This window comes from Streptomyces sp. NPDC020742 (assembly GCF_040641675.1).
GTDB lineage: Bacteria > Actinomycetota > Actinomycetes > Streptomycetales > Streptomycetaceae > Streptomyces.
This window is the reverse complement of the sequence record NZ_JBFAEA010000014.1, coordinates 90,980-110,004: the sequence shown is the minus strand read 5'-3', so window position 1 is coordinate 110,004 and position 19,025 is coordinate 90,980. Positions and strand designations below refer to the sequence as shown.

The 19,025-nt window shown below is 70.9% G+C and carries 20 protein-coding genes and 1 riboswitch; of the genes, 12 read left to right on the top strand and 8 right to left on the bottom strand.

The window, feature by feature from the left end:
* Positions 1-230: 230 nt before the first annotated feature.
* The gene (locus tag AB0G84_RS23315) at positions 231-1,127 is read right to left on the bottom strand and encodes a M23 family metallopeptidase (protein ID WP_361323907.1); all 897 of its coding nucleotides are present in this window, start codon (positions 1,125-1,127) and stop codon (positions 231-233) included.
* Between the two features lie 979 nt (positions 1,128-2,106).
* Here AB0G84_RS23315 and rpsB point away from each other — a divergent pair.
* From rpsB to AB0G84_RS23290, 5 genes are all read left to right on the top strand, one after another.
* A complete protein-coding gene (rpsB, locus tag AB0G84_RS23310; RefSeq protein ID WP_361323905.1) occupies positions 2,107-2,985 on the top strand; it encodes a 30S ribosomal protein S2 in 879 nt (292 codons plus the stop codon).
* Positions 2,986-3,090: 105 nt separating this feature from the next.
* A complete protein-coding gene (gene tsf / locus AB0G84_RS23305; RefSeq protein WP_361323903.1) occupies positions 3,091-3,927 on the top strand; it encodes a translation elongation factor Ts in 837 nt (278 codons plus the stop codon).
* Positions 3,928-4,137: 210 nt separating this feature from the next.
* Positions 4,138-4,908, top strand: coding sequence for a UMP kinase (gene pyrH / locus AB0G84_RS23300; RefSeq protein ID WP_033269446.1), 771 nt, complete (start codon positions 4,138-4,140; stop codon positions 4,906-4,908).
* A 176-nt stretch (positions 4,909-5,084) separates the two neighbouring features.
* Positions 5,085-5,642, top strand: coding sequence for a ribosome recycling factor (gene frr / locus AB0G84_RS23295; RefSeq protein ID WP_361323899.1), 558 nt, complete (start codon positions 5,085-5,087; stop codon positions 5,640-5,642).
* The gene (locus AB0G84_RS23290; RefSeq protein ID WP_361323896.1) at positions 5,642-6,817 is read left to right on the top strand and encodes a phosphatidate cytidylyltransferase; all 1,176 of its coding nucleotides are present in this window, start codon (positions 5,642-5,644) and stop codon (positions 6,815-6,817) included. Before frr ends, AB0G84_RS23290 begins: the two co-directional genes overlap by 1 nt.
* Before the next feature lie 154 nt (positions 6,818-6,971).
* On the opposite strand, the gene AB0G84_RS23285 is transcribed toward AB0G84_RS23290, so the two are convergent.
* On the bottom strand, positions 6,972-7,142 hold the full coding sequence (locus AB0G84_RS23285) for a hypothetical protein (RefSeq protein ID WP_361323893.1): 171 nt from the start codon (positions 7,140-7,142) through the stop codon (positions 6,972-6,974).
* Positions 7,139-7,366, bottom strand: coding sequence for a hypothetical protein (locus AB0G84_RS23280; RefSeq protein ID WP_361323890.1), 228 nt, complete (start codon positions 7,364-7,366; stop codon positions 7,139-7,141). The genes AB0G84_RS23285 and AB0G84_RS23280 overlap by 4 nt, the downstream gene beginning before the upstream one ends.
* A 69-nt stretch (positions 7,367-7,435) precedes the next feature.
* Here AB0G84_RS23280 and AB0G84_RS23275 point away from each other — a divergent pair, with 69 nt between their 5' ends.
* Positions 7,436-8,059, top strand: coding sequence for a TetR/AcrR family transcriptional regulator (locus AB0G84_RS23275; RefSeq protein ID WP_361323887.1), 624 nt, complete (start codon positions 7,436-7,438; stop codon positions 8,057-8,059).
* A 77-nt stretch (positions 8,060-8,136) separates the two neighbouring features.
* Here AB0G84_RS23275 and AB0G84_RS23270 read toward each other — a convergent pair whose 3' ends face one another.
* Together AB0G84_RS23270 and AB0G84_RS23265 are read right to left on the bottom strand one after the other, a co-directional pair.
* The gene (locus AB0G84_RS23270) at positions 8,137-8,523 is read right to left on the bottom strand and encodes a hypothetical protein (RefSeq protein WP_361323884.1); all 387 of its coding nucleotides are present in this window, start codon (positions 8,521-8,523) and stop codon (positions 8,137-8,139) included.
* 143 nt (positions 8,524-8,666) lie between these two features.
* Positions 8,667-8,888, bottom strand: coding sequence for a hypothetical protein (locus AB0G84_RS23265; RefSeq protein WP_361323881.1), 222 nt, complete (start codon positions 8,886-8,888; stop codon positions 8,667-8,669).
* 296 nt (positions 8,889-9,184) lie between these two features.
* Between AB0G84_RS23265 and rlmN the strand changes: the two genes are divergently transcribed.
* From rlmN to AB0G84_RS23245, 4 genes are all read left to right on the top strand, one after another.
* The gene (rlmN, locus tag AB0G84_RS23260; RefSeq protein WP_361323879.1) at positions 9,185-10,291 is read left to right on the top strand and encodes a 23S rRNA (adenine(2503)-C(2))-methyltransferase RlmN; all 1,107 of its coding nucleotides are present in this window, start codon (positions 9,185-9,187) and stop codon (positions 10,289-10,291) included.
* A gap of 33 nt (positions 10,292-10,324) precedes the next feature.
* Positions 10,325-10,468: riboswitch (TPP riboswitch) on the top strand.
* A 108-nt stretch (positions 10,469-10,576) separates the two neighbouring features.
* On the top strand, positions 10,577-11,680 hold the full coding sequence (locus tag AB0G84_RS23255) for a thiamine ABC transporter substrate-binding protein (RefSeq protein ID WP_361323876.1): 1,104 nt from the start codon (positions 10,577-10,579) through the stop codon (positions 11,678-11,680).
* Positions 11,681-11,748: 68 nt separating this feature from the next.
* The gene (locus tag AB0G84_RS23250) at positions 11,749-13,398 is read left to right on the top strand and encodes an iron ABC transporter permease (RefSeq protein ID WP_361323873.1); all 1,650 of its coding nucleotides are present in this window, start codon (positions 11,749-11,751) and stop codon (positions 13,396-13,398) included.
* Positions 13,399-14,526 carry an ABC transporter ATP-binding protein gene (locus AB0G84_RS23245; RefSeq protein WP_361323870.1) on the top strand — a complete coding sequence of 376 codons (1,128 nt, stop codon included), beginning with the start codon at positions 13,399-13,401 and terminating at the stop codon, positions 14,524-14,526. It abuts the gene before it with no gap.
* Positions 14,527-14,682: 156 nt separating this feature from the next.
* Here AB0G84_RS23245 and AB0G84_RS23240 read toward each other — a convergent pair whose 3' ends face one another.
* The 3 genes from AB0G84_RS23240 to AB0G84_RS23230 form a co-directional block, all read right to left on the bottom strand.
* Positions 14,683-15,759: a hypothetical protein gene (locus AB0G84_RS23240; protein ID WP_361323867.1), complete on the bottom strand. Its 1,077-nt coding sequence runs from the start codon at positions 15,757-15,759 to the stop codon at positions 14,683-14,685.
* 110 nt (positions 15,760-15,869) lie between these two features.
* Positions 15,870-16,976, bottom strand: a complete 1,107-nt coding sequence (locus AB0G84_RS23235) for an LOG family protein (RefSeq protein ID WP_361324104.1) — start codon at positions 16,974-16,976, stop codon at positions 15,870-15,872.
* A gap of 208 nt (positions 16,977-17,184) precedes the next feature.
* Positions 17,185-17,592, bottom strand: coding sequence for a MarR family transcriptional regulator (locus AB0G84_RS23230; protein WP_361324101.1), 408 nt, complete (start codon positions 17,590-17,592; stop codon positions 17,185-17,187).
* A gap of 192 nt (positions 17,593-17,784) precedes the next feature.
* Between AB0G84_RS23230 and AB0G84_RS23225 the strand changes: the two genes are divergently transcribed.
* Both AB0G84_RS23225 and AB0G84_RS23220 read left to right on the top strand, forming a co-directional pair.
* Positions 17,785-18,207 carry a RidA family protein gene (locus AB0G84_RS23225; RefSeq protein ID WP_361323864.1) on the top strand — a complete coding sequence of 141 codons (423 nt, stop codon included), beginning with the start codon at positions 17,785-17,787 and terminating at the stop codon, positions 18,205-18,207.
* A 110-nt stretch (positions 18,208-18,317) separates the two neighbouring features.
* The gene (locus AB0G84_RS23220) at positions 18,318-18,749 is read left to right on the top strand and encodes a protein-tyrosine phosphatase family protein (protein ID WP_361323861.1); all 432 of its coding nucleotides are present in this window, start codon (positions 18,318-18,320) and stop codon (positions 18,747-18,749) included.
* Positions 18,750-19,025 lie beyond the last annotated feature (276 nt).

Below are 19,025 nucleotides of genomic sequence, written 5' to 3'. Positions count from 1 at the left end.
CCGCAGCCCGCAGCCCGCAGCCCGCAGCCCGCAGCCCGCAGCCCGCAGCCCGCAGCCCGCAGCCCGCAGCCCGCAGCCCGCAGCCCGCAGCCCGCAGCCCGCAGCGGCGTGTCGAGGTACAGCGGTCCGACTGGGCGAACCACGCCGCGCCGTCGTCGCCGTCGTCAGTGCATCAGCCGCGCCCTGTCTACGTCGTTCCCCTTTCCTCCCCTTCCCCTCGGCGTCAGTGTTCAGCGTCCGTCTATGTCATGAGGCGTGCTGCTTCTTGCGCGCTCACCCGTCATCGTCGGGTGCTTGCTCCTCCACACCGACGACTGGTGGGTGGAGAGCCGCCCGAGAGCCCAGAGGGCCACCGCCGCAAGGCCGACCGCAGCTCCCAAGGCGGTGCCTGTTGGTGCGGACCTGGCAGCCCCCTGACCTGCTGGTTCTGTGTGCCGGAGTCTGGGCACCGGACCTGCGCGGTCAGTTTCCGGTAAGGGGATGCCGAAGACCGGGAGCAGTCGGGAGGGGCCGCTATTGCGCATGCTCGGTGGCAGTAGTGACAGCGGGTCCAGATAGGTCTTGCCGCGGCGCAGGCCCCAGTGGAGGCACGGTGCGCGGCAGTGGAACGGGCCGTGTTGGAGGACGGCGACCGGCTGGCCTGCCGTGACGCGTTGGCCTTTCCGGGCGGTGGCGCGCACGGGCTCGTAGGTGGTGTGCAGGGGAGGGCGGCCGGAATCGGCGATCGCGATGGTCAGGACACCCCGGCCGGCGACGGTCCCGGTGAACACCACCCGGCCCGGCGCGGCGGCCCGCACCGTTTGGCCCGCGGACGAGGCCAGGTCCACGCCGCGGTGCCCGGCTGCCCACGGGGAGGGCGGCGGTTCCCAGCCGCGTAACACCGTGGGGCCTATGCCTGCCGACCCCGGCCCTTCCACCGGCCAGGCCCGGTCCGACGAGGTCAGTCCGGGCACGGGCCGGTGAGGCTGCTGGCTGCCGGGTCCGGGGCCTTGCCCGTGCCCGGTTTCCGTCCGCTTCCTCGTCCCGTGGCTGGCCGGCGCTCGCCGCTCTGGCTCCTCCGCTGCTGCGGACGGTGTTCCTACCGGCGAGCTGTGCGCGGCGGTGTGGGCCGTTGCCGCGGCAGCCATGGCCGGCAGCGGGAGGGTGAGGGTGAACAGTGCAGCCGCGGCGGGAGCCAGCAGGGCGGCTGCCGCCCGGGCGGGGAAGAAGCAGCTCGGGCCATGGGCTCCCGGCTCCCGGCCAGGGGGTGCGGGCGGTGATGACGTCGGCGCCCGGAAGCGGTGTCGGTGGCCCGGCCAGGGAGGTGCGGGCGCGGGAGGGGAGTGCGGAATGGGAGCGGGGAGGGGTGGGGGACTGGGTGGAGAGGAGGGGAAGGGAGGGCAGACGTGGTGGAGGCACCAGCGGCGGGAGTGGCGGGACGGTGCTCCCCGGCCGCGACCGCCCGCAGTGGCGGTCCTGTGTCGGGCTCGCCGACAGGTTCGTGTGCTGTGTCGTGTGTGTCGTGGCATGGGTCGACCCTGGCGTAGGCGGGCCGATGCTCGGGGATCTTGGTCGGCAGCTGTGGATAACCGGCCGGTTGTGGACAACGGCGTCACTCGACGGGGGGACGGGCAGGGCGAGGGGCAGGAGAGGGGCCGGGCCTCGTGAGGCAGAAGACGGGAACAGCGCGAGGGAAGGGTGGGAAGGGAGGGAAGGGAGGCGAGGGGCAGGGAACGGCGGGAGGGAGGCGTGGGGAGGCGAGGGAAAGGGCGCGAAGGGAGGCAGAGAGGTGGGGGCGAGGGGAGGGCTGCGCGTGTGAGTCGCGGCGCGCGTGTCCGTGGCCGGAGGCTCAGTCGCCCAGCGATGCTGCTCACCCGCGCGGGTTCAAAATGGCGCGTGTCGCCCGGTGCATCGGCAGTCCCGTACACTTCTGGTGGCGATCCGGGTCACCGGGTCGACTTCGCACGCCCCGCCGTCAGTGCAGCAGTCCCGTTCGGGCAGCACGACGGCCGCGCTCCTCGGTCCTCGGACGGCTCCGCAAGGTGTCTTCCCCGGCAGGCGCGTCGGGGCGTCAGGCACCGCGGCCGACCGGCCGCAGTGGAACCGAGAACAACAAGGAGTACGGCAATGGCCGTCGTCACGATGCGGGAGCTGCTGGAGAGCGGCGTCCACTTCGGGCACCAGACCCGCCGCTGGAACCCGAAGATGAAGCGCTTCATCTTCACCGAGCGCAACGGCATCTACATCATCGACCTGCTCCAGTCGCTGTCGTACATCGACCGCGCCTACGAGTTCGTCAAGGAGACCGTCGCCCACGGCGGCTCCGTCATGTTCGTCGGCACCAAGAAGCAGGCCCAGGAGGCCATTGCCGAGCAGGCGACCCGCGTGGGCATGCCCTACGTGAACCAGCGCTGGCTCGGCGGCATGCTGACCAACTTCTCGACCGTCTACAAGCGCCTGCAGCGCCTGAAGGAGCTCGAGCAGATCGACTTCGAGGATGTGGCCGCCTCCGGCCTCACCAAGAAGGAGCTCCTGGTTCTCTCCCGCGAGAAGGCCAAGCTGGAGAAGACCCTGGGCGGTATCCGCGAGATGCAGAAGGTGCCCAGCGCCGTCTGGATCGTGGACACCAAGAAGGAGCACATTGCCGTCGGTGAGGCGCGCAAGCTCAACATCCCGGTCGTCGCGATCCTCGACACCAACTGCGACCCGGACGAGGTCGACTACAAGATCCCGGGCAACGACGACGCGATCCGCTCCGTCACCCTGCTCACCCGCGTGATCGCCGACGCCGTCGCCGAGGGTCTCATCGCCCGCTCCGGTGCCGCCACCGGCGACCAGAAGCCCGGCGACAAGGCCGCCGCCGAGCCGCTGGCCGAGTGGGAGCGCGACCTGCTCGAGGGCGAGAAGAAGGCCGACTCCGAGGCCGCCGAGAAGCCCGCCGAGGCTCCGGCTGCCGAGGCTCCGGCCGCCGAGGCCGAGAAGCCGGCGGACGCCGAGCAGGCCTGACCTCAGGACCGGTGATGACGGCGGGGGACGGTGCCACGAGCACCGCCCCCGCCGTCCACCCGTAGATCTTTCGACTTCGAGATTTCGAGAAGAGATTCACAGACCATGGCGAACTACACCGCCGCTGACGTCAAGAAGCTCCGCGAGCTCACCGGCGCCGGCATGATGGACTGCAAGAAGGCCCTGGACGAGGCCGAGGGCAACGTCGACAAGGCCGTCGAGGCGCTGCGCATCAAGGGCCAGAAGGGCGTCGCCAAGCGCGAGGGCCGCTCCGCCGAGAACGGCGCCGTGGTTTCCCTCATCGCCGACGACAACACCTCCGGTGTCATCCTCGAGCTCAAGTGCGAGACGGACTTCGTCGCCAAGGGCGAGAAGTTCCAGGCCGCCGCGAACGCGCTCGTTGCCCACGTCGCCGCCACCAACCCGGCCGACATCGAGACGCTGCTCGCCTCCGAGATCGAGGCCGGCAAGACCGTCCAGGCGTACGTCGACGAGGCCAACGCCAACCTCGGCGAGAAGATCGTCCTGGACCGCTTCGCGCAGTTCTCCGGCGGTTACGTCTCGGCGTACATGCACCGCACCATGCCCGACCTGCCGCCGCAGATCGGTGTCCTCGTCGAGCTCGACAAGGAGAACGCCGAGGTCGCCAAGGGTATCGCGCAGCACATCGCCGCCTTCGCGCCGAAGTACCTCTCCCGTGAGGACGTCCCGGCCGACGTCGTCGAGTCCGAGCGCCGCGTCGCCGAGGAGACCACCCGCGCCGAGGGCAAGCCCGAGGCTGCCCTGCCCAAGATCGTTGAGGGTCGTCTCAACGGCTTCTTCAAGGACGCGACGCTGCTCGGCCAGCCGTACGCGCTCGACAACAAGAAGTCCGTCGAGAAGGTCCTCCAGGAGGCCGGTGTCACCCTGAAGCGCTTCGCGCGCATCAAGGTCGGCATCTGAGGCAGAACGAAGCCTTCGCTGCGGGCCACGGCCTCCGGGCCACACACCGTCCGTCGCGGAGGCAGCGAATGACCTACGACCCCGCTAGGGTCGTACGCAGTCGGCCGCTCCACGGCCGACCGCAGATGTGACGAGGAGGCCATTGCCGCACAGGGATCTGGACCGGACCCACGGCAATGGCCTTCTTCGTATGTGCACGAGGAGAGCTCAATGAATCACGGTGCCGACGGCGCGCACACAGACCATGCCGGTCACGGTGGCAGGCGACGCTTCCTTCTGAAGCTGTCGGGCGAGGCATTCGCCGGCGGCGGGGGGCTGGGCGTCGACCCCGATGTCGTGCACGCGATGGCCCGCGAGATCGCCGCCGTGGTGCGCGACGGCTACGAGATCGCCATCGTGATCGGTGGCGGCAACTTCTTCCGCGGCGCCGAACTGCAGCAGCGCGGCATGGACCGGGCCCGCTCGGACTACATGGGCATGCTCGGCACGGTCATGAACTGTCTGGCGCTCCAGGACTTCCTGGAGAAGGAGGGCATCGACTCCCGCGTCCAGACGGCGATCACCATGGGCCAGGTCGCCGAGCCCTACATTCCGCTGCGCGCGGTCCGCCACCTGGAGAAGGGGCGCGTCGTGATCTTCGGCGCCGGCATGGGCATGCCGTACTTCTCCACGGACACCACCGCCGCCCAGCGCGCCCTGGAGATCGACGCCGAGGCCATGCTGATGGGCAAGAACGGCGTCGACGGGGTCTACGACTCCGACCCCAAGAAGAACCCGGACGCGGTCAAGTTCGACGCCCTCGAATACGGCGAGGTCATCGCCCGCGATCTGAAGGTCGCCGATGCCACCGCCATCACGCTGTGCCGGGACAACAAGCTCCCGATCCTCGTGTTCGAACTGCTCGCCGAGGGCAATATCGCGCGTGCGGTGAAGGGTGAGAAGATCGGCACGCTCGTCAGCGATCAGGACACCCGGGCCTGACGGCCCCAACTGCCGCGATTCCGTACGGGCATCGGCCCGTACGGGCGGCAACCCCCGGCCGGGGGATGACCCTCGGTACGGGGATGGACAACCGCCTGCCGGTCGGACACCGTGCAGGAGAAGACGCGCGGCAGGGGCGAGGCTCTGCTTCTTACCGAAAAGACCAGGAGCAAGTGGTGATCGAAGAGATCCTCCTCGAAGCCGAGGAGAAGATGGAGAAGGCCGTCGTGGTCGCCAAGGAGGACTTCGCCGCGATCCGCACCGGGCGTGCGCACCCGGCGATGTTCAACAAGATCGTGGCGGACTACTACGGTGCGATGACGCCGATCAACCAGCTGGCGTCGTTCTCGGTGCCCGAGCCGCGGATGGCCGTGGTGACCCCGTTCGACAAGAGCGCGCTGCGCAACATCGAGCAGGCCATCCGCGACTCCGACCTCGGCGTCAACCCGAGCAACGACGGCAGCATCATCCGGGTGACCTTCCCGGAGCTGACCGAGGAGCGCCGCAAGGAGTTCATCAAGGTCGCCAAGAACAAGGCCGAGGACTCGAAGATCTCGATCCGCAGCGTCCGCCGCAAGGCCAAGGAAGCACTCGACAAGCTCGTCAAGGACAAGGAGTCCGGCGAGGACGAGGTGCGCCGCGCGGAGAAGGAGCTCGACGACACCACCGCGAAGTACGTCGCGCAGGTGGACGAGCTCCTCAAGCACAAGGAAGCCGAGCTCCTCGAGGTCTGATGAACGAGTCATCCTGGGGGGCCTCGCCCGGCGCCGGTCAATGGGGACCGCCCGACCACGGACCGGCCTCCCCGCTGCGCGCAGCCGCGTCGACCGCCCCGGCGGGTCCCGTGCACGACTGGGGCGGTGCGGCGCAGACTCGGCCCATGCCCATCGTGCCCGAGCCGGGCGGACACCAGGACGACGACCGGTACCACCGGGAACATCGGGACAGCCGGGATGACCGGGACCACCCGGACGACCGGGGGGCTGCTCGCCTGAGCGGCCCCCTGTTTCGCGACGAAAAGCCGCAGGAGCCCATGCCCACCTCCGTTCCCGGGTCCGACCGCTCGGCGGACTCCGACAAGCCCAAGAAGAAGAGCGCGGGCCGCAACCTGCGTGCCGCGATAGGGGTCGGTATCGGCCTCGGCGCGGTCATCCTCGCCTCGCTCTTCGTCTACAAGCCCCTCTTCATCGGCGTCATCGCGATCGCCGTCGTCGTGGGGCTGTGGGAGCTGACCTCGCGGCTGGCGGAGCGCAAGGACATCCGGGTGCCGCTGGTGCCGCTCGCGGTCGGCGGCACCGCCATGGTGATCGCCGGATACGTACGTGGTGCGGAGGGCGCCTGGGTCGCCATGGCGCTCACCGCCCTGGCGGTCCTGGTCTGGCGGATGACCGAGTCGCCCGAGAACTACCTACGGGACGTCACCGCCGGCGTCTTCGCGGCGTTCTACGTGCCCTTCCTCGCGACGTTCGTGGCCCTGATGCTTGCCGCGGAGGCCGACGGGCCGCAGCGGGTGCTGACGTTCCTGCTGCTGACGGTCGTCAGCGACACCGGCGCCTACGCGGTGGGCTGGCGGTTCGGGCGGCACAAGCTCGCCCCGCGCATCAGCCCCGGCAAGACCCGGGAGGGCCTCGTCGGAGCGGTGCTGTTCGCCATGGTGGCCGGCGCACTGTGCCTGCAGTTCCTGATCGAGCACGGCGCCTGGTGGCAGGGCCTGCTGCTCGGCTTCGCCGTCGCGGCCAGCGCCACCCTCGGCGACCTGGGCGAATCCATGATCAAGCGTGACCTGGGCATCAAGGACATGGGTACCTTGCTCCCCGGCCACGGCGGCATCATGGACCGCCTCGACTCCCTCCTGCCGACCGCTCCGGTGGTCTGGCTGCTCTTCGTGATCTTCGTCGGGGCGGGCTGAGGTCGTCCCGGTCGGAGAGAGGTAGCTGCTCCTGGTCCCCGCAGCCCGGTCCGAAGCCCCTTACCAGCGGTTCTGCCGCAGGTAAGGGGCTTTGTGGTGTGGTGGGCCGGGTGGTGGTGCGGCCCATGAGGGAGTGAGGTCCCGCACCGGGGCGTCACTCGCTGGGGGCGCCCCGCCGGTCTCCGGTCCGGCCGGCCCGCCGCCAGATCACCGTCATCCCCAGCGCCAGCACGGCCACCGCGGCCACGACGATGAGGCCCTTGATCGCATAGTCCCGCAGCAGGTGGTGGACCAGGTCCGACGAGTCCATCGCCAGGCCGGTCACCGCCGGCGGTCCCGGGTACGGGCCCGCGCCGGGCCGTCCTCCAGGCGCCGGGCGGCGGCACGCCACACCGCGCGCAGCGCGGGGTTCGCGTACCGGCGGGCCTGGTCGAGCCTGCCCCGGCGCTTGAGGGCCAGGGCCACGGCGAAGATCACCAGGGCCAGGACCACCAGCCCACCCGCGATGACGCCGAACCGGAGCAGCATGAGGTTGAGGTAGCGCTCCATGGAGTCCCTCCTTTTTGTATCACGCATGTGATACAAAACAATGTATCACGCATGTGATACAAAGGCGTTATGCCAAAGGTCGTGGATCCGGACGCCCGTCGCCGCGAGGTCGTCGACGCCCTCTTCCGCGTCGTCGTCCGGGACGGCCTGCAACGCACCTCACTGCGCGCCGTCGCCGACGAGGCCGGGCTCAACATCGGTTCCCTGCGCCACTACTTCGCAAGCCAGCAGGAGCTGATGGACTTCGCGATGCAGTCGATGCTCGACGGCCTCACCGAGCGGCTGCTCCAGCACGTCGAGCGGATCGGGGACCTGAGCCGGCACCCCCGTGAGGAGCGGCTGCGCCTCGCCGCCGGCCTCCTGGCCGAGCTGCTGCCGCTCGACGCCCGCCGCCGCGCCGAGGTCACCGTCTTCCTCGACTTCAACGCCGCGGCCCGCACCAACCCGGCCTTCCGGGACCTGGCACACCAGACCGCCGCCGGCGCCAGGAGGCTGGTGCACCGCGTCCTGGCCCGGCTCGACGAGTCCGGGACCCTGCGGCCCGGCCGAGACCTCGCCCTGGAGACCGAGCGCCTGACCGCACTCCTCGACGGCCTCTGCCTCACCGCCGTACGCGACCCCGACCTCCTGAGCGCCGAGACCTGCACCAGGGCCGTGGCCGTCCACCTGGACGACTTGTCCCGGCGCGGGTAGCCGTAGCGGATTCAGCTGCCGACGGGGCATCGGGCGGTTGCCGAAGGCGACGGAGAACCCGAGGACCAGCCCGCTGGTCAGAAGGGCGCCATCCACAGGGACGGGGGCGGGCCGATGTTGCTGCGTGCCTCCAGCAGGCGTTCCGTCCGTGCTCTGTTCAGTTCGCGCAGGGACGCGAGTGAGCCGGTGAGGAAGGCGCGTTGGCTGTCGTTGCGGGGTGTGATGCGCGCGTGGGTGGTGTGCAGGCGGTTCCGTGCGTGCTCGGCCGCGGGGGCGGTGCGACCGGCCGCGGCGCCGGGCCACTTGGCCGCTGCCGCACGGCCGTACGCCAGCAGGCTCTGCCGGATCCGTGGGCGGCGTCCGTGCGGCAGTCGCGGGGCACGAGGGGTGGGGCAGGGCCGGGCCGTCCCCCGGGGGGAGAGAAGCTGGTCAGGAGGGGCGGGGCGCCGGACCGCTGCCGTCACGGATGCAGCAGGGTGAGCGGACCGGACGCTCCGGAGAGGGGCAGCGGCTGCTGCCGCTATGCGGCTTTGTGCGGCGTGGGTGCTCCGTTAGGCACCCCGCCATCGTGGCTGAGCATGCGGCTGCCCCGAACGTCGCGGGGTTCTCAGAGCTTGACCAATTTGCCGTACGGACTCATGATCCGTGCTTGTAGCGAACCGAAGTCGACAAGTACCGCGATCTCGCCCTCGATACCGGTAACCCGGCCGAGACCGTGCTCGTCGTGTGTGACCCGGTCGCCTAGCGCGAACTGCTTGGGAGGGCGCGTGGCCGGGGGCTTGAAGGGACTGGACGGCAGATGGCGCCGGGCTGCGGCAGGCTTTGTCATTACGAGCAGTATGCGCCTGGTGAGCGAGCCAGCCCCGCACGCGCCGGCTAACGCAACCAAGCCGAGATCTCCGGGGGCGACGACTGCACACCCAGTTTCCCCTTCACCGGCCCCGCGAAGCCGCGGATGCACCACCGGCTCGGCGGGCTTGGGTCGGTTCACCCGCCGCCCCGGGGCCGTGTCTGGGCCCTGTGAGGTGGACCGCCGATGACACAAGACCGCAGTCGGTGAACGCCCCTCACCGCTCACGGCTCCGGCCCGGGCCCCCGTAAACGATCTGCCACACTGGACGCACCATGCCTGCACCTGGAGAACTCACGTTCGTCGCGCCCCGTGGCGCCAAGAAGCCCCCTCGGCACCTTGCCGATCTCAGCCCCACCGAGCGCCGCGAGGCGGTTGCCGCGATCGGTGAGAAGCCGTTCCGCGCCAAGCAGCTGTCGCAGCACTACTTCGCCCGTTATGCGCATGACCCGGCGCAGTGGACCGACATCCCGGCGGCGGCGCGCGAGAAGCTGGCGGGCGAGCTGCTGCCGGACCTGATGAACGTCGTACGGCACATCTCGTGCGACAACGACACCACCCGCAAGACGCTGTGGAAGCTGCACGACGGCACGCTCGTCGAGTCCGTGCTGATGCGCTACCCGGACCGGGTCACGATGTGCATCTCCTCGCAGGCCGGATGCGGGATGAACTGCCCGTTCTGCGCTACGGGGCAGGCCGGTCTGGACCGTAACCTCTCCACCGCCGAGATCGTGCACCAGATCGTCGACGGGATGCGGGCGCTGCGTGACGGCGAGGTGCCCGGTGGGCCGGCGCGGCTGTCGAACATCGTCTTCATGGGGATGGGCGAGCCGCTGGCCAACTACAAGAGGGTGGTCGGCGCCATCCGGCGGCTGACCGACCCGGAGCCGGACGGGCTGGGGCTCTCCCAGCGGGGCATCACCGTCTCCACCGTCGGCCTGGTGCCGGCGATGCTGCGGTTCGCCGACGAGGGCTTCAAGTGCCGGCTGGCGGTCTCGCTGCACGCCCCGGACGACGAGCTGCGCGACACCCTGGTGCCCGTCAACACGCGCTGGAAGGTGCGCGAGGTCCTGGACGCGGCCTGGGAGTACGCGGAGAAGTCCGGGCGGCGGATCTCGATCGAGTACGCGCTCATCCGGGACATCAACGACCAGGCGTGGCGCGGTGACCTCCTGGGGCGGCTGCTGAAGGGCAAGCGGGTCCATGTGAACCTCATTCCGCTGAACCCGACACCGGGGTCGAAGTGGACCGCCTCCCGCCCCGAGGACGAGCGGGCGTTCGTCCAGGCCATCGAGGCGCACGGGGTGCCGGTGACCGTCCGGGACACCCGCGGGCAGGAGATCGACGGCGCCTGCGGCCAGCTCGCGGCCTCGGAACGCTGACCGCCCGCTGGTACGGTGAGGTCGAACAAATGCACATTCCGACAGGGGAGCGCCACAGCGCTGAGAGTGCGGAAGCGTCGTAGTCCTGGTCCACTTCCTGGTCCCGGTCCTCGGTGCCCGCAGACCCTTGAACCTCGCCCGGGTCATTCCGGGTAGGAAGTTCGGTCGTCACTCATGCTGTTGCGCCCTGCCCCGGGTCCCCCCCCGTCCGGTACGTCCTCGTACGACGGAGCCGCGGACCCGGGGCAGGGCCGCGTCTCTTCCTGGCCAGCCAGGAGGAAATCAGTGAGCACCACCAGCAGGATCGCCGCGAGCGCGGTTGCCGCCGCGGTCGGCATGACCGCACTCACCGCGTGCGGCGGCCAGGGCGGGGGGAGCGCGGACGCCAAGACCGTCACGCTCGTCAGCCATGACTCGTTCAACGTGTCCAAGTCCGTCCTCGCCGCCTTCGAGAAGGAGAGCGGCTACAAGGTGAACATCCTCCGGGGCGGGGACGCCGGGAAGGCCGTCAACCAGGCGATCCTGTCGAAGGACAACCCCCAGGGCGATGTGCTCTTCGGCATCGACAACACCCTGCTCTCGCGCGGACTGAACGAGGGTCTGTTCACTCCGTACCGGGCCAAGGGGCTGGACAGCGTCCCGGCCGCGCTACAGCTCGACAAGGGGCAGCACCGCGTCACCCCGCTCGACTACGGCGATATCTGCGTCAACTACGACCGCGGCTACTTCGCCCGGCACAAGATGGCGCCGCCGAAGACCTTCGACGATCTGATCAAGCCCCGCTACAAGGGACTGCTGGTCACCGAGAACTCCGCGACGTCCTCGCCGGGGCTCGCCTTCCAGCTCGCGACCATCGCCGCCTACGGCGATGGGGGCGCCTCCCGGACGAAGTCTGAGGGAGGCTGGCAGGGGTACTGGAAGAAGCTCAAGGCCAACGACGTCGAGGTCGTCGACGGCTGGGAGCAGGCCTACAACGACCGGTTCTCCGGCTCCGCCGCCGGCAAGCACAAGGGCGACAAGCCGCTGGTGGTGTCGTACGCGTCCAGCCCGCCCGCCGAGGTCCTCGGCAAGAAGCCCGCGCCGGCGCAGGCACCGACCGGCGTCGCGACCGGCACCTGCTTCCGGCAGATCGAGTTCGGTGGCCTCCTGAAGGGTGCGAAGAACGAGAAGGGCGGCAAGGCGCTGCTGGACTTCCTGCTGAGTCGGCAGTTCCAGGAGGACGAGCCGCTGCAGATGTTCGTCAACCCGGCACGCAAGGACGCCAAGGTGCCGGCGGTGTTCACCAAGTACGGCACGACGATCGACAAGCCGCAGACGCTGGCCCCGGAGGCCATCGCCAAGAACCGCGACCAGTGGATCAAGCAGTGGTCCTCGCTCGTCCTGAAGTAGCGCCTGCGGAGGGCACGGGCGCCCGGCGCGGGCGCCCCGCACGGGGAACGGCGGTGCGGCTCGGCCTGATGGCAGTGCCGCTCGCCTTCTTCGCGCTGTTCTTCGCCTACCCGGTGGTGGCGATCGTCGGACGCGGGCTCAAGGACGGCGGACAGTGGCAGCTCGGGCGGATCGGCACGGTGCTGACCGACCCGGACGTGGCGCACGTGCTGTGGTTCACCGTCTGGCAGGCCGCCGCCTCCACGGGGCTGACCCTGCTGGTCGCGCTACCGGGTGCCTATGTCTTCGCGCGCTTCGACTTCCCCGGCAAGCAGTTGCTGCGGGCCGTGGTGGCGGTGCCGTTCGTGCTGCCGACCGTCGTCGTCGGCTCGGCCTTCCTCGCCCTCCTCGGGCGCGGCGGGCTGCTGGACGACCTGTGGGGGGTGCGCCTGGACACCTCGGTGTGGGCGATCCTGCTGGCGCACGTCTTCTTCAACTACGCGGTGGTGGTACGGACCGTCGGCGGACTGTGGGGACAGCTCGACCCGCGGCAGGAAGAGGCCGCGCGGGTACTGGGCGCCGGCCGGTTCGCGGCCTGGCGGCGGGTGACGCTGCCCGCCCTGGGGCCGGCCGTCGCGGCCGCCGCCCTGATGGTCTTTCTGTTCACCTTCACCTCCTTCGGGGTGGTGCAGATCCTGGGCGGGCCCACCTTCTCGACGCTGGAGGTGGAGATCTACCGGCAGACCGCGGACTTCCTGGACCTGTCCACGGCCGCGGTGCTCACCCTCGTCCAGTTCGCCGCGGTGCTGGGCGTCCTGGCCCTGCACGCCTGGACCGTCCGACGCAGGGAGTCCACGCTGCGGCTGGTGGACGCCGCGCGGACCGCCCGCCGGCCGCGCGGCCCGGGCCAGTGGGCGCTGCTGTGGGGCACGCTGCTGGTCATCGTCATCCTGCTGCTCACACCGCTGGCCGTACTGGTGGAGCGGTCGTTCGCCGGACCGGACGGCTACGGAACGACGTTCTACGCCTCGCTGGGCTCCGCCGCGACCGCCGACAGCACCTTCACCGTGCCACCCCTGGAAGCGCTGTGGAACTCCCTCGCCTACGGGGCGGCGGCCACCGCGATCGCCCTGGTGGTGGGCGGGTTGGCGGCCGCGGTCCTGACCCTGCCGCGGCTGCGGCCCGGCCGGTCCGGGCGGACTCCCGTGATCAGCCGGTGCGTCCGCGGCTTCGACGCCCTGCTGATGCTGCCGCTCGGAGTCTCCGCGGTCACCGTCGGCTTCGGCTTCCTGATCACCCTCGACCGGCCCCCGCTGGACCTGCGTGCCTCCTGGTGGCTGGTCCCGCTCGCCCAGGCGCTGGTGGGCGTGCCCTTCGTGGTCCGCACCATGCTGCCCGTGCTGCGGGCCGTCGACTCGCGGCTGCGCGAGGCCGCCGCGGTGCTCGGCGCCTCGCCGTGGCGGGTGTGGCGGGAGGTCGACCTGCCGATCGTGCGCCGGGCGCTGCTGATCGCCGCGGGCTTCGCCTTCGCCGTCTCGCTCGGCGAGTTCGGCGCGACGGTCTTCATCGCACGGCCGGACCGACCGACGCTCCCGGTCGCCGTGGCGCGGCTGCTGGGGCGCGCCGGCGAGCTCAACTACGGGCAGGCGATGGCCCTGTCGACCATCTTGATGCTGGTGTGCGCCGGTGCCCTGCTGGCCCTGGAGCGCGCCCGAACCGACCACTCCGGGGAGTTCTAGATGACGGCACCGGCGAACAGCGCGGCGCAGAGCCCGGCGCATCGGCTCCTGCGGCTGGACGGGGTGACCGTCCGCTTCGGCACCTCGGCACGGCCCGCGCTCGACGCGGTGGAGCTGGACGTCGCCGCGCACGAGATCGTCTGCGTCCTGGGGCCGAGCGGGAGCGGTAAGTCCACCCTGCTGCGGGTGGTCGCCGGCCTCCAACAGGCCGACGCGGGAGCGGTGTTGCTGGAGGGGCGGGAGCAGTCGGGAGTGCCCCCGCACCGGCGCGGGGTCGGCCTGATGTTCCAGGACCACCAGCTGTTCCCACAGCGCGATGTCGCGGGCAACGTCGCCTTCGGGCTGCGGATGCGCGGCTCCTCACGTGCCGAGCGGGAGCGCACCGTGGCCGGCCTGCTGGACCTCGTCGGGCTGCCGGGCGCCCAGCGGCGCGCCGTGGCCTCCCTCTCCGGAGGCGAACAACAGCGGGTCGCTCTGGCCCGCGCCCTGGCGCCGCGCCCCCGCCTGTTGATGCTGGACGAGCCGCTCGGCCAGCTCGACCGCGGACTGCGCGAGCGACTGGTCGTCGAACTCCGCTCCCTCTTCGGCGAGTTGGGTACGACCGTGCTCGCCGTCACGCACGACCAGGGTGAGGCCTTCGCGCTCGCCGACCGGGTCGTGGTGATGCAGGACGGCCGGATCGCGCAGACCGGCACCCCGCTGGAGGTCTGGCAGCGACCGGCCACCGAATTCGTCGCCCGCTTCCTCGGTTTCGACAACGTCGTCGAGGCGACCGTGCAGGGCGAGGCCGCCGCCACCCCCTGGGGCAAGGTGCCGGTCCCCGAGAACACCGCGAACGGCCACTGCCGCCTGCTGGTACGCCCGGCAGGGGTACGGCTGACCCCCGCCGCGGACGGCCTGCCCGCCACCGTCGCCGCCCGTACGTTCCGCGGCACCCATGTCACCCTGCTCCTGCAGCCGGCCTGCGGTCCCCAGTTGGAGGCGGCCTGCGCCCTGAGCGACGCTCCGGAGGTGGGGGAGCGGGTCGGGATCGCCTTTGCGGCGCCGGATGTGGTGGTGCTGGATGCTGCTTCGGGGGCTTCGGGGGCTTCCGGGGCTTCGGGGGCCGTGGAGGCGGCGGAGGGGTAGGGGGAGCCGGGCGGGCGGTCGGTCGCCGGTGAGGCGTGGTTGGCCGTGGGCGGCAGCCGGCCTTCGGGGAAGGTCAGCCTTCCGCAAGCCAGCGCTCGGGGAAGGCCAGCCCTCGGGGAAGGCCAGCCCTCAGGGAAGGCCAGCCCTCGGGGAGGGTCAGCGTTCGGGAGTGGCCGCCAGGGAGGCCTCCGGGCGGGCGTCCCCCACGGCCGGGCGAGCGCCGCCGGCCTCCGCCGTGGCACCGGACGGGGCCTTCGCCCGTCCCCGATTCCCGCTCTCGTCCTGATTCTCGTCGTGGCTCTGGACGTGATTCTGGTTGTGGTTCTGGCTACGGTTCTGCTGCTGGTGAGGTGCCTCCGGCGTGGGCTCCGGCTCGCCGAACCAGGCGACCCCGACCGCCCCGGCCACCGCCACCACGAAGCCGAGGACCGCGACCCAGGCGAACCCCGGCCGGGAGGCGTCACCGAGCCACACCACCCCGAGGATGCCCGGGACCACCGTCTCGCCCACCACCAGCGCCGCCGTGGCGCCGTTCACCGAGCCGATCTGCAGGGCCACGGTGTGCAGATACATACCGCCGATGCCCGCGACGAGGATGGCGTACAGCGCGGGGTCCGTCAGCAGGGACGGCAGATGGAACGGTGCCGCGCCGTTCAGCACCCGCACGCCGACACCGAGCGCGCCGAAGCCGAGCCCCGAGAGCAGACCGGCGAGGATCGCGGCCCGGCTGCCCAGCAGGCGCACCACCAGCGTGCCCCCGCCGATGAGGACGAGCGAGGCGACCAGCAGCCACCAGTGGGCGGCGATCGGCGTATGCCCGCTGCCCTCCGGCCCTGCGGCCGTGGCCAGCAGCACCAGCGCCGAACAGACCACGGCGATGGAGCCCCACTCGGCCCGGCCGAGCCGGATGCCGAGGAGCTTGATGCTCAGGACGGCGGTGATCACGAGGTTGGCGCTGATCACCGTCTGGGAGAGGAACAGCGGCAGCAGCCGTGCCGCCAGTGCACCGAGCCCGAAGCCGATGAAGTCCAGCACCGTGCCCACCATGAATTCCCAGGTCACGGCGGCCTTCGCGGTGGAGGAAAGGCTGGGGCCGCCGTGCTGGGTGACACCGGTGGTGGAGGCCTTGGCGGCTTCCCGACGAGCGGACTTGCGCGAGCCCACCGCCTGTAGGACCGAGCCCGTGCCGTAGCAGGCCGACGCCGCTACGGCCGTCAGAAGGCCGATGATCACCAAGAGCTCCGTTCGCCCGCTGTCTGCCTTACCCGTTCATTACCTGGCTTGGCAGACGCTCATATTGGGACGGGAGTTGCCTCGGGTGGGCAGATATCACGGAGCGGGGTTCACGGGTTCGTCGCGCTCACGGAGGCCTTCGCCCTGAGACGGGCCAGTGCCTCCGGGGCCTCGTCCACCGAATCGACCAGGGCGATCCGCGCCGCCATCGGACGCTCTGCCGCAAGGGCCTGGAGCAGCGGCCAGGCGGGCAGCCGCTCGGTCCAGTGCGCGCGGTTCACCAGCACCATGGGGGTCGGCTCGCCACGCGACCCGTAGTAGTTCGGGGTCGCGTTGTCGAATATCTCCTGTACGGTCCCGGCCGCACCCGGAAGGAACACCACGCCCGCACGGGAACGCGCCAGCAGCCCGTCCTCGCGCAGCGCGTTGATGAAGTACTTGGCGATATGGGTCGCGAAGGGGTTCGGCGGCTCGTGCCCGTAGAACCAGGTGGGAATGCCGACCGACGCGCCGCCCCCGGGCCAGCCCTGGCGCACGTCGAAGGCGACCCGCGCCCAGTCGGTGACCGAGGGGGCGAAGTGCGGTGCCTTGGCGAGGAGTTCCAGCGCCGCGTCGAGCATCTCGTCCTCGAAGGGCGCGGCGTACGCCCCGAGGTTCGCGGCCTCCATCGCTCCCGGGCCGCCGCCGGTCGCCACGGTCAGGCCGTCGCGGGCGAGCGTACGGCCGAGCCGGGCCGCGCCCGCGTAGTCGGGCGTACCGCGCTCCAGGGCGTGCCCGCCCATGATGCCCACCACCTGGGCGCCGGCGAGGTGTTCGTCCAGCGCGTCGGAGACGGCGTCGTCGTGGATGCTGCGCAGCATGGACGAGAAGATGTCGCCGTCCGACTTGGTCCGCTGGTACCAGTCGTAGGTACGGGCATCGGGGGTGGCGCCGTAGCCGTGTGCGTCGTTCAACCCCGCGAAGAGCTCGTCTGGGTCGTAGAGGCTGCCCCGGTAGGGGTCGAACGGCAGGCCCGGTATCGGTGGGAAGACCAGCGCGCCCCCGGCGCGTATTTTCGCGGCGGCGTCCGGCTCCATGGCGCAGCCGAGGAACACGGAGTCCGTGGTGTCCGCGCCGAGCAGGGCGAAGGTACGGTCCGTCAGGTCGACCGACTGGACGCGGTGTCCGGCCAGTCCGCCCGCGGCGACGACCCGGTCGAACTCGTCGAGCGACTCGATCTCGCGGTCGGCCTCGCGGTCGCTTGTGCCCTCGGCCGTGCGAGCGCTTGCAAGGTCACTTTCCCGACCGCCCGGACGACCGGTTTCCCGACCGGTTTCCCGGCTGTTTTCCTGGCCGAGTTCGGGGCTGTGGTCGGGGGCGTGGGAGCGGGTGTCGGGACGGGGCTGGGGCGCTGAGGACTCTGAATTCGGCTGCACGCCCGTCATGTTAGGACCGCAGGGAATCCACCAGGGGGCGGAGGTGCCCGTCGGCGGCTGCGGCATCGAGTGCGGCGCGCAGGGCCCCGTCATAGGTCGGGCGGGCCTCCTTCTGCAGCTGCCGGCCCTCGTCCGTGATGACGCTGTACACCCCGCGCCGGTCGTCGGGGCACAGGTCACGGCGGGTCAGGCCGGACGATTCCAGGCGGGAGGCCAGCCGGCTCACGGAGCTCTGGTTGAGGCCGATGAGGTCGGCGAGTTCCTGCATGCGCAGTTCGCCGTCGTCCGCTTCGGCCAGCCGCGCCAACGCGCGGTACTCGGAGAGGCCGAGGCGGTGATGCTGCTGCAGGGCACGTGCCAGCTCCTGCTCGACGCGTGTGTGCAGTGCTCCGAGCCGGTCCCAGTGCTCCGCGTCCATGGCCATCCACTCTCTTCCGCCGGACCCGTCTGTCGTTCGGTCAGTCTGCCGCTCGGTCCGTCCGCCGCGGGTGCCGCTGTGCGGTATCTGCCGTTTTCCCCTGGGGTCTTGACAGCAGCGTACATGCAGCCGAAACTTATGTATGCGCATGCAAGCAATGTAGATGCATGGATCTACGGGGGAGTGATCAGCATGGGAAGGGCAACCACAGGGGCACCGTCCGAGCGGAGGATCGAGCGCATCGCGACCGAACCGGACTGGTACGAGCCGTACCGGATCTCCCAGGCCGTCCGGGCCGGCGGCTTGATCCACGTCTCTGGCCAGGCGGGAATCGATGAACGGGGCAGGACCGTCTCGGACGACTTCCGCACGCAAGGGCGGCAGGCGTTCGCCAACGTCGAAAGGGTCCTCACCGCGGCCGGGGCCTCGCTCGCGGACGTGGTGAAGGTCGGCATCTTCGTCACGGACCTGGCCGCCCACCTAGAGGACATCATCGCCCTGCGCGGCGAGTTCCTCTCCCGGCCCTACCCGGCGGACACCCTGCTGGAAGTGTCATCCCTGGCCCGGCCGGACCGGCAGATAGAGATCGAGGCAACGGCCCTCGCCCCCAGCTGACGACGGCCCGTCCCGACCCTCAACTGCCCTCGGCCGAAAAGCGGTGCGCTGTGCGCCCTCTGCTCGGGCATCACCGTTCATCATCCCGTCGACACCACTACCGTGGGCGGATGACCGAGACATGGCCGGCAACTGCCCCCGGTGTCCTCCGACTTCCCTCCGGGCGGCTGATCCGCGGCCGGGGCCTGCGCCGGCCGCTTCCGGACGGACCGAGACCGACGTACGCCGTCTATCTGCTGGGCAAGCAGCCTCCCCAGGTCTCCTGGGAGGCCCGATGGTTGCGCTGGCCGGACTTCCGGCTGCCCGCCCGTCACTCACAGGCGCAGGCGTTGCTCGCCGAGGCATGGGCCCGTGCCGAGAACGAGCGCGTCGAGGTGGCCTGTGAGGGCGGCCGTGGCCGGACCGGTACCGCTCTCGCCTGCCTGGCCGTGCTCGACGGCGTCGCACCCGACCAAGCGGTGGCGTATGTACGCCGCCATTACGACCGCCGCGCCGTCGAGACGCCCTGGCAGCGGCGCTACGTCCGCCGCTTCACCGGCTGACACGGGGAGCGCCGGCCATCGGCCATACGGATCCGGCTCGGCACCCAGCCGACCGGCAGCCGGCCACCCGGATAGCCGGATACCCGCCGCGGGCGGCAGGCGGCCGGAACGGGCCGTGCCAGGCAACGGGCAGCACAGGGCCACGAGTCCTACCAGGCATCAGGGGCATACCAAACGACGGGCCGTACCAGGCGGCAGGCCGCACCAGGCACCAGGAAACGCCGAGCGACAAGCCGCACCGGGCACCAGGAAACGCCGAGCGACCAGCCGCACCAG

What these genes read in the sequence shown, in the direction of transcription:
- AB0G84_RS23315 (WP_361323907.1), bottom strand. Translation starts at nt 1,127, where the DNA reads ATGGCTGCCGCGGCAACGGCCCACACCGCCGCGCACAGCTCGCCGGTA.
- AB0G84_RS23225 (WP_361323864.1), top strand. Translation starts at nt 17,785, where the DNA reads ATGGGAAGGGCAACCACAGGGGCACCGTCCGAGCGGAGGATCGAGCGC.
- AB0G84_RS23220 (WP_361323861.1), top strand. Translation starts at nt 18,318, where the DNA reads ATGACCGAGACATGGCCGGCAACTGCCCCCGGTGTCCTCCGACTTCCC.
- AB0G84_RS23245 (WP_361323870.1), top strand. Translation starts at nt 13,399, where the DNA reads ATGACGGCACCGGCGAACAGCGCGGCGCAGAGCCCGGCGCATCGGCTC.
- AB0G84_RS23250 (WP_361323873.1), top strand. Translation starts at nt 11,749, where the DNA reads ATGGCAGTGCCGCTCGCCTTCTTCGCGCTGTTCTTCGCCTACCCGGTG.
- AB0G84_RS23280 (WP_361323890.1), bottom strand. Translation starts at nt 7,366, where the DNA reads ATGGAGCGCTACCTCAACCTCATGCTGCTCCGGTTCGGCGTCATCGCG.
- rpsB (WP_361323905.1), top strand. Translation starts at nt 2,107, where the DNA reads ATGGCCGTCGTCACGATGCGGGAGCTGCTGGAGAGCGGCGTCCACTTC.
- AB0G84_RS23265 (WP_361323881.1), bottom strand. Translation starts at nt 8,888, where the DNA reads ATGACAAAGCCTGCCGCAGCCCGGCGCCATCTGCCGTCCAGTCCCTTC.
- AB0G84_RS23230 (WP_361324101.1), bottom strand. Translation starts at nt 17,592, where the DNA reads ATGGACGCGGAGCACTGGGACCGGCTCGGAGCACTGCACACACGCGTC.
- tsf (WP_361323903.1), top strand. Translation starts at nt 3,091, where the DNA reads ATGGCGAACTACACCGCCGCTGACGTCAAGAAGCTCCGCGAGCTCACC.
- rlmN (WP_361323879.1), top strand. Translation starts at nt 9,185, where the DNA reads ATGCCTGCACCTGGAGAACTCACGTTCGTCGCGCCCCGTGGCGCCAAG.
- pyrH (WP_033269446.1), top strand. Translation starts at nt 4,138, where the DNA reads ATGAATCACGGTGCCGACGGCGCGCACACAGACCATGCCGGTCACGGT.
- AB0G84_RS23290 (WP_361323896.1), top strand. Translation starts at nt 5,642, where the DNA reads ATGAACGAGTCATCCTGGGGGGCCTCGCCCGGCGCCGGTCAATGGGGA.
- AB0G84_RS23275 (WP_361323887.1), top strand. Translation starts at nt 7,436, where the DNA reads ATGCCAAAGGTCGTGGATCCGGACGCCCGTCGCCGCGAGGTCGTCGAC.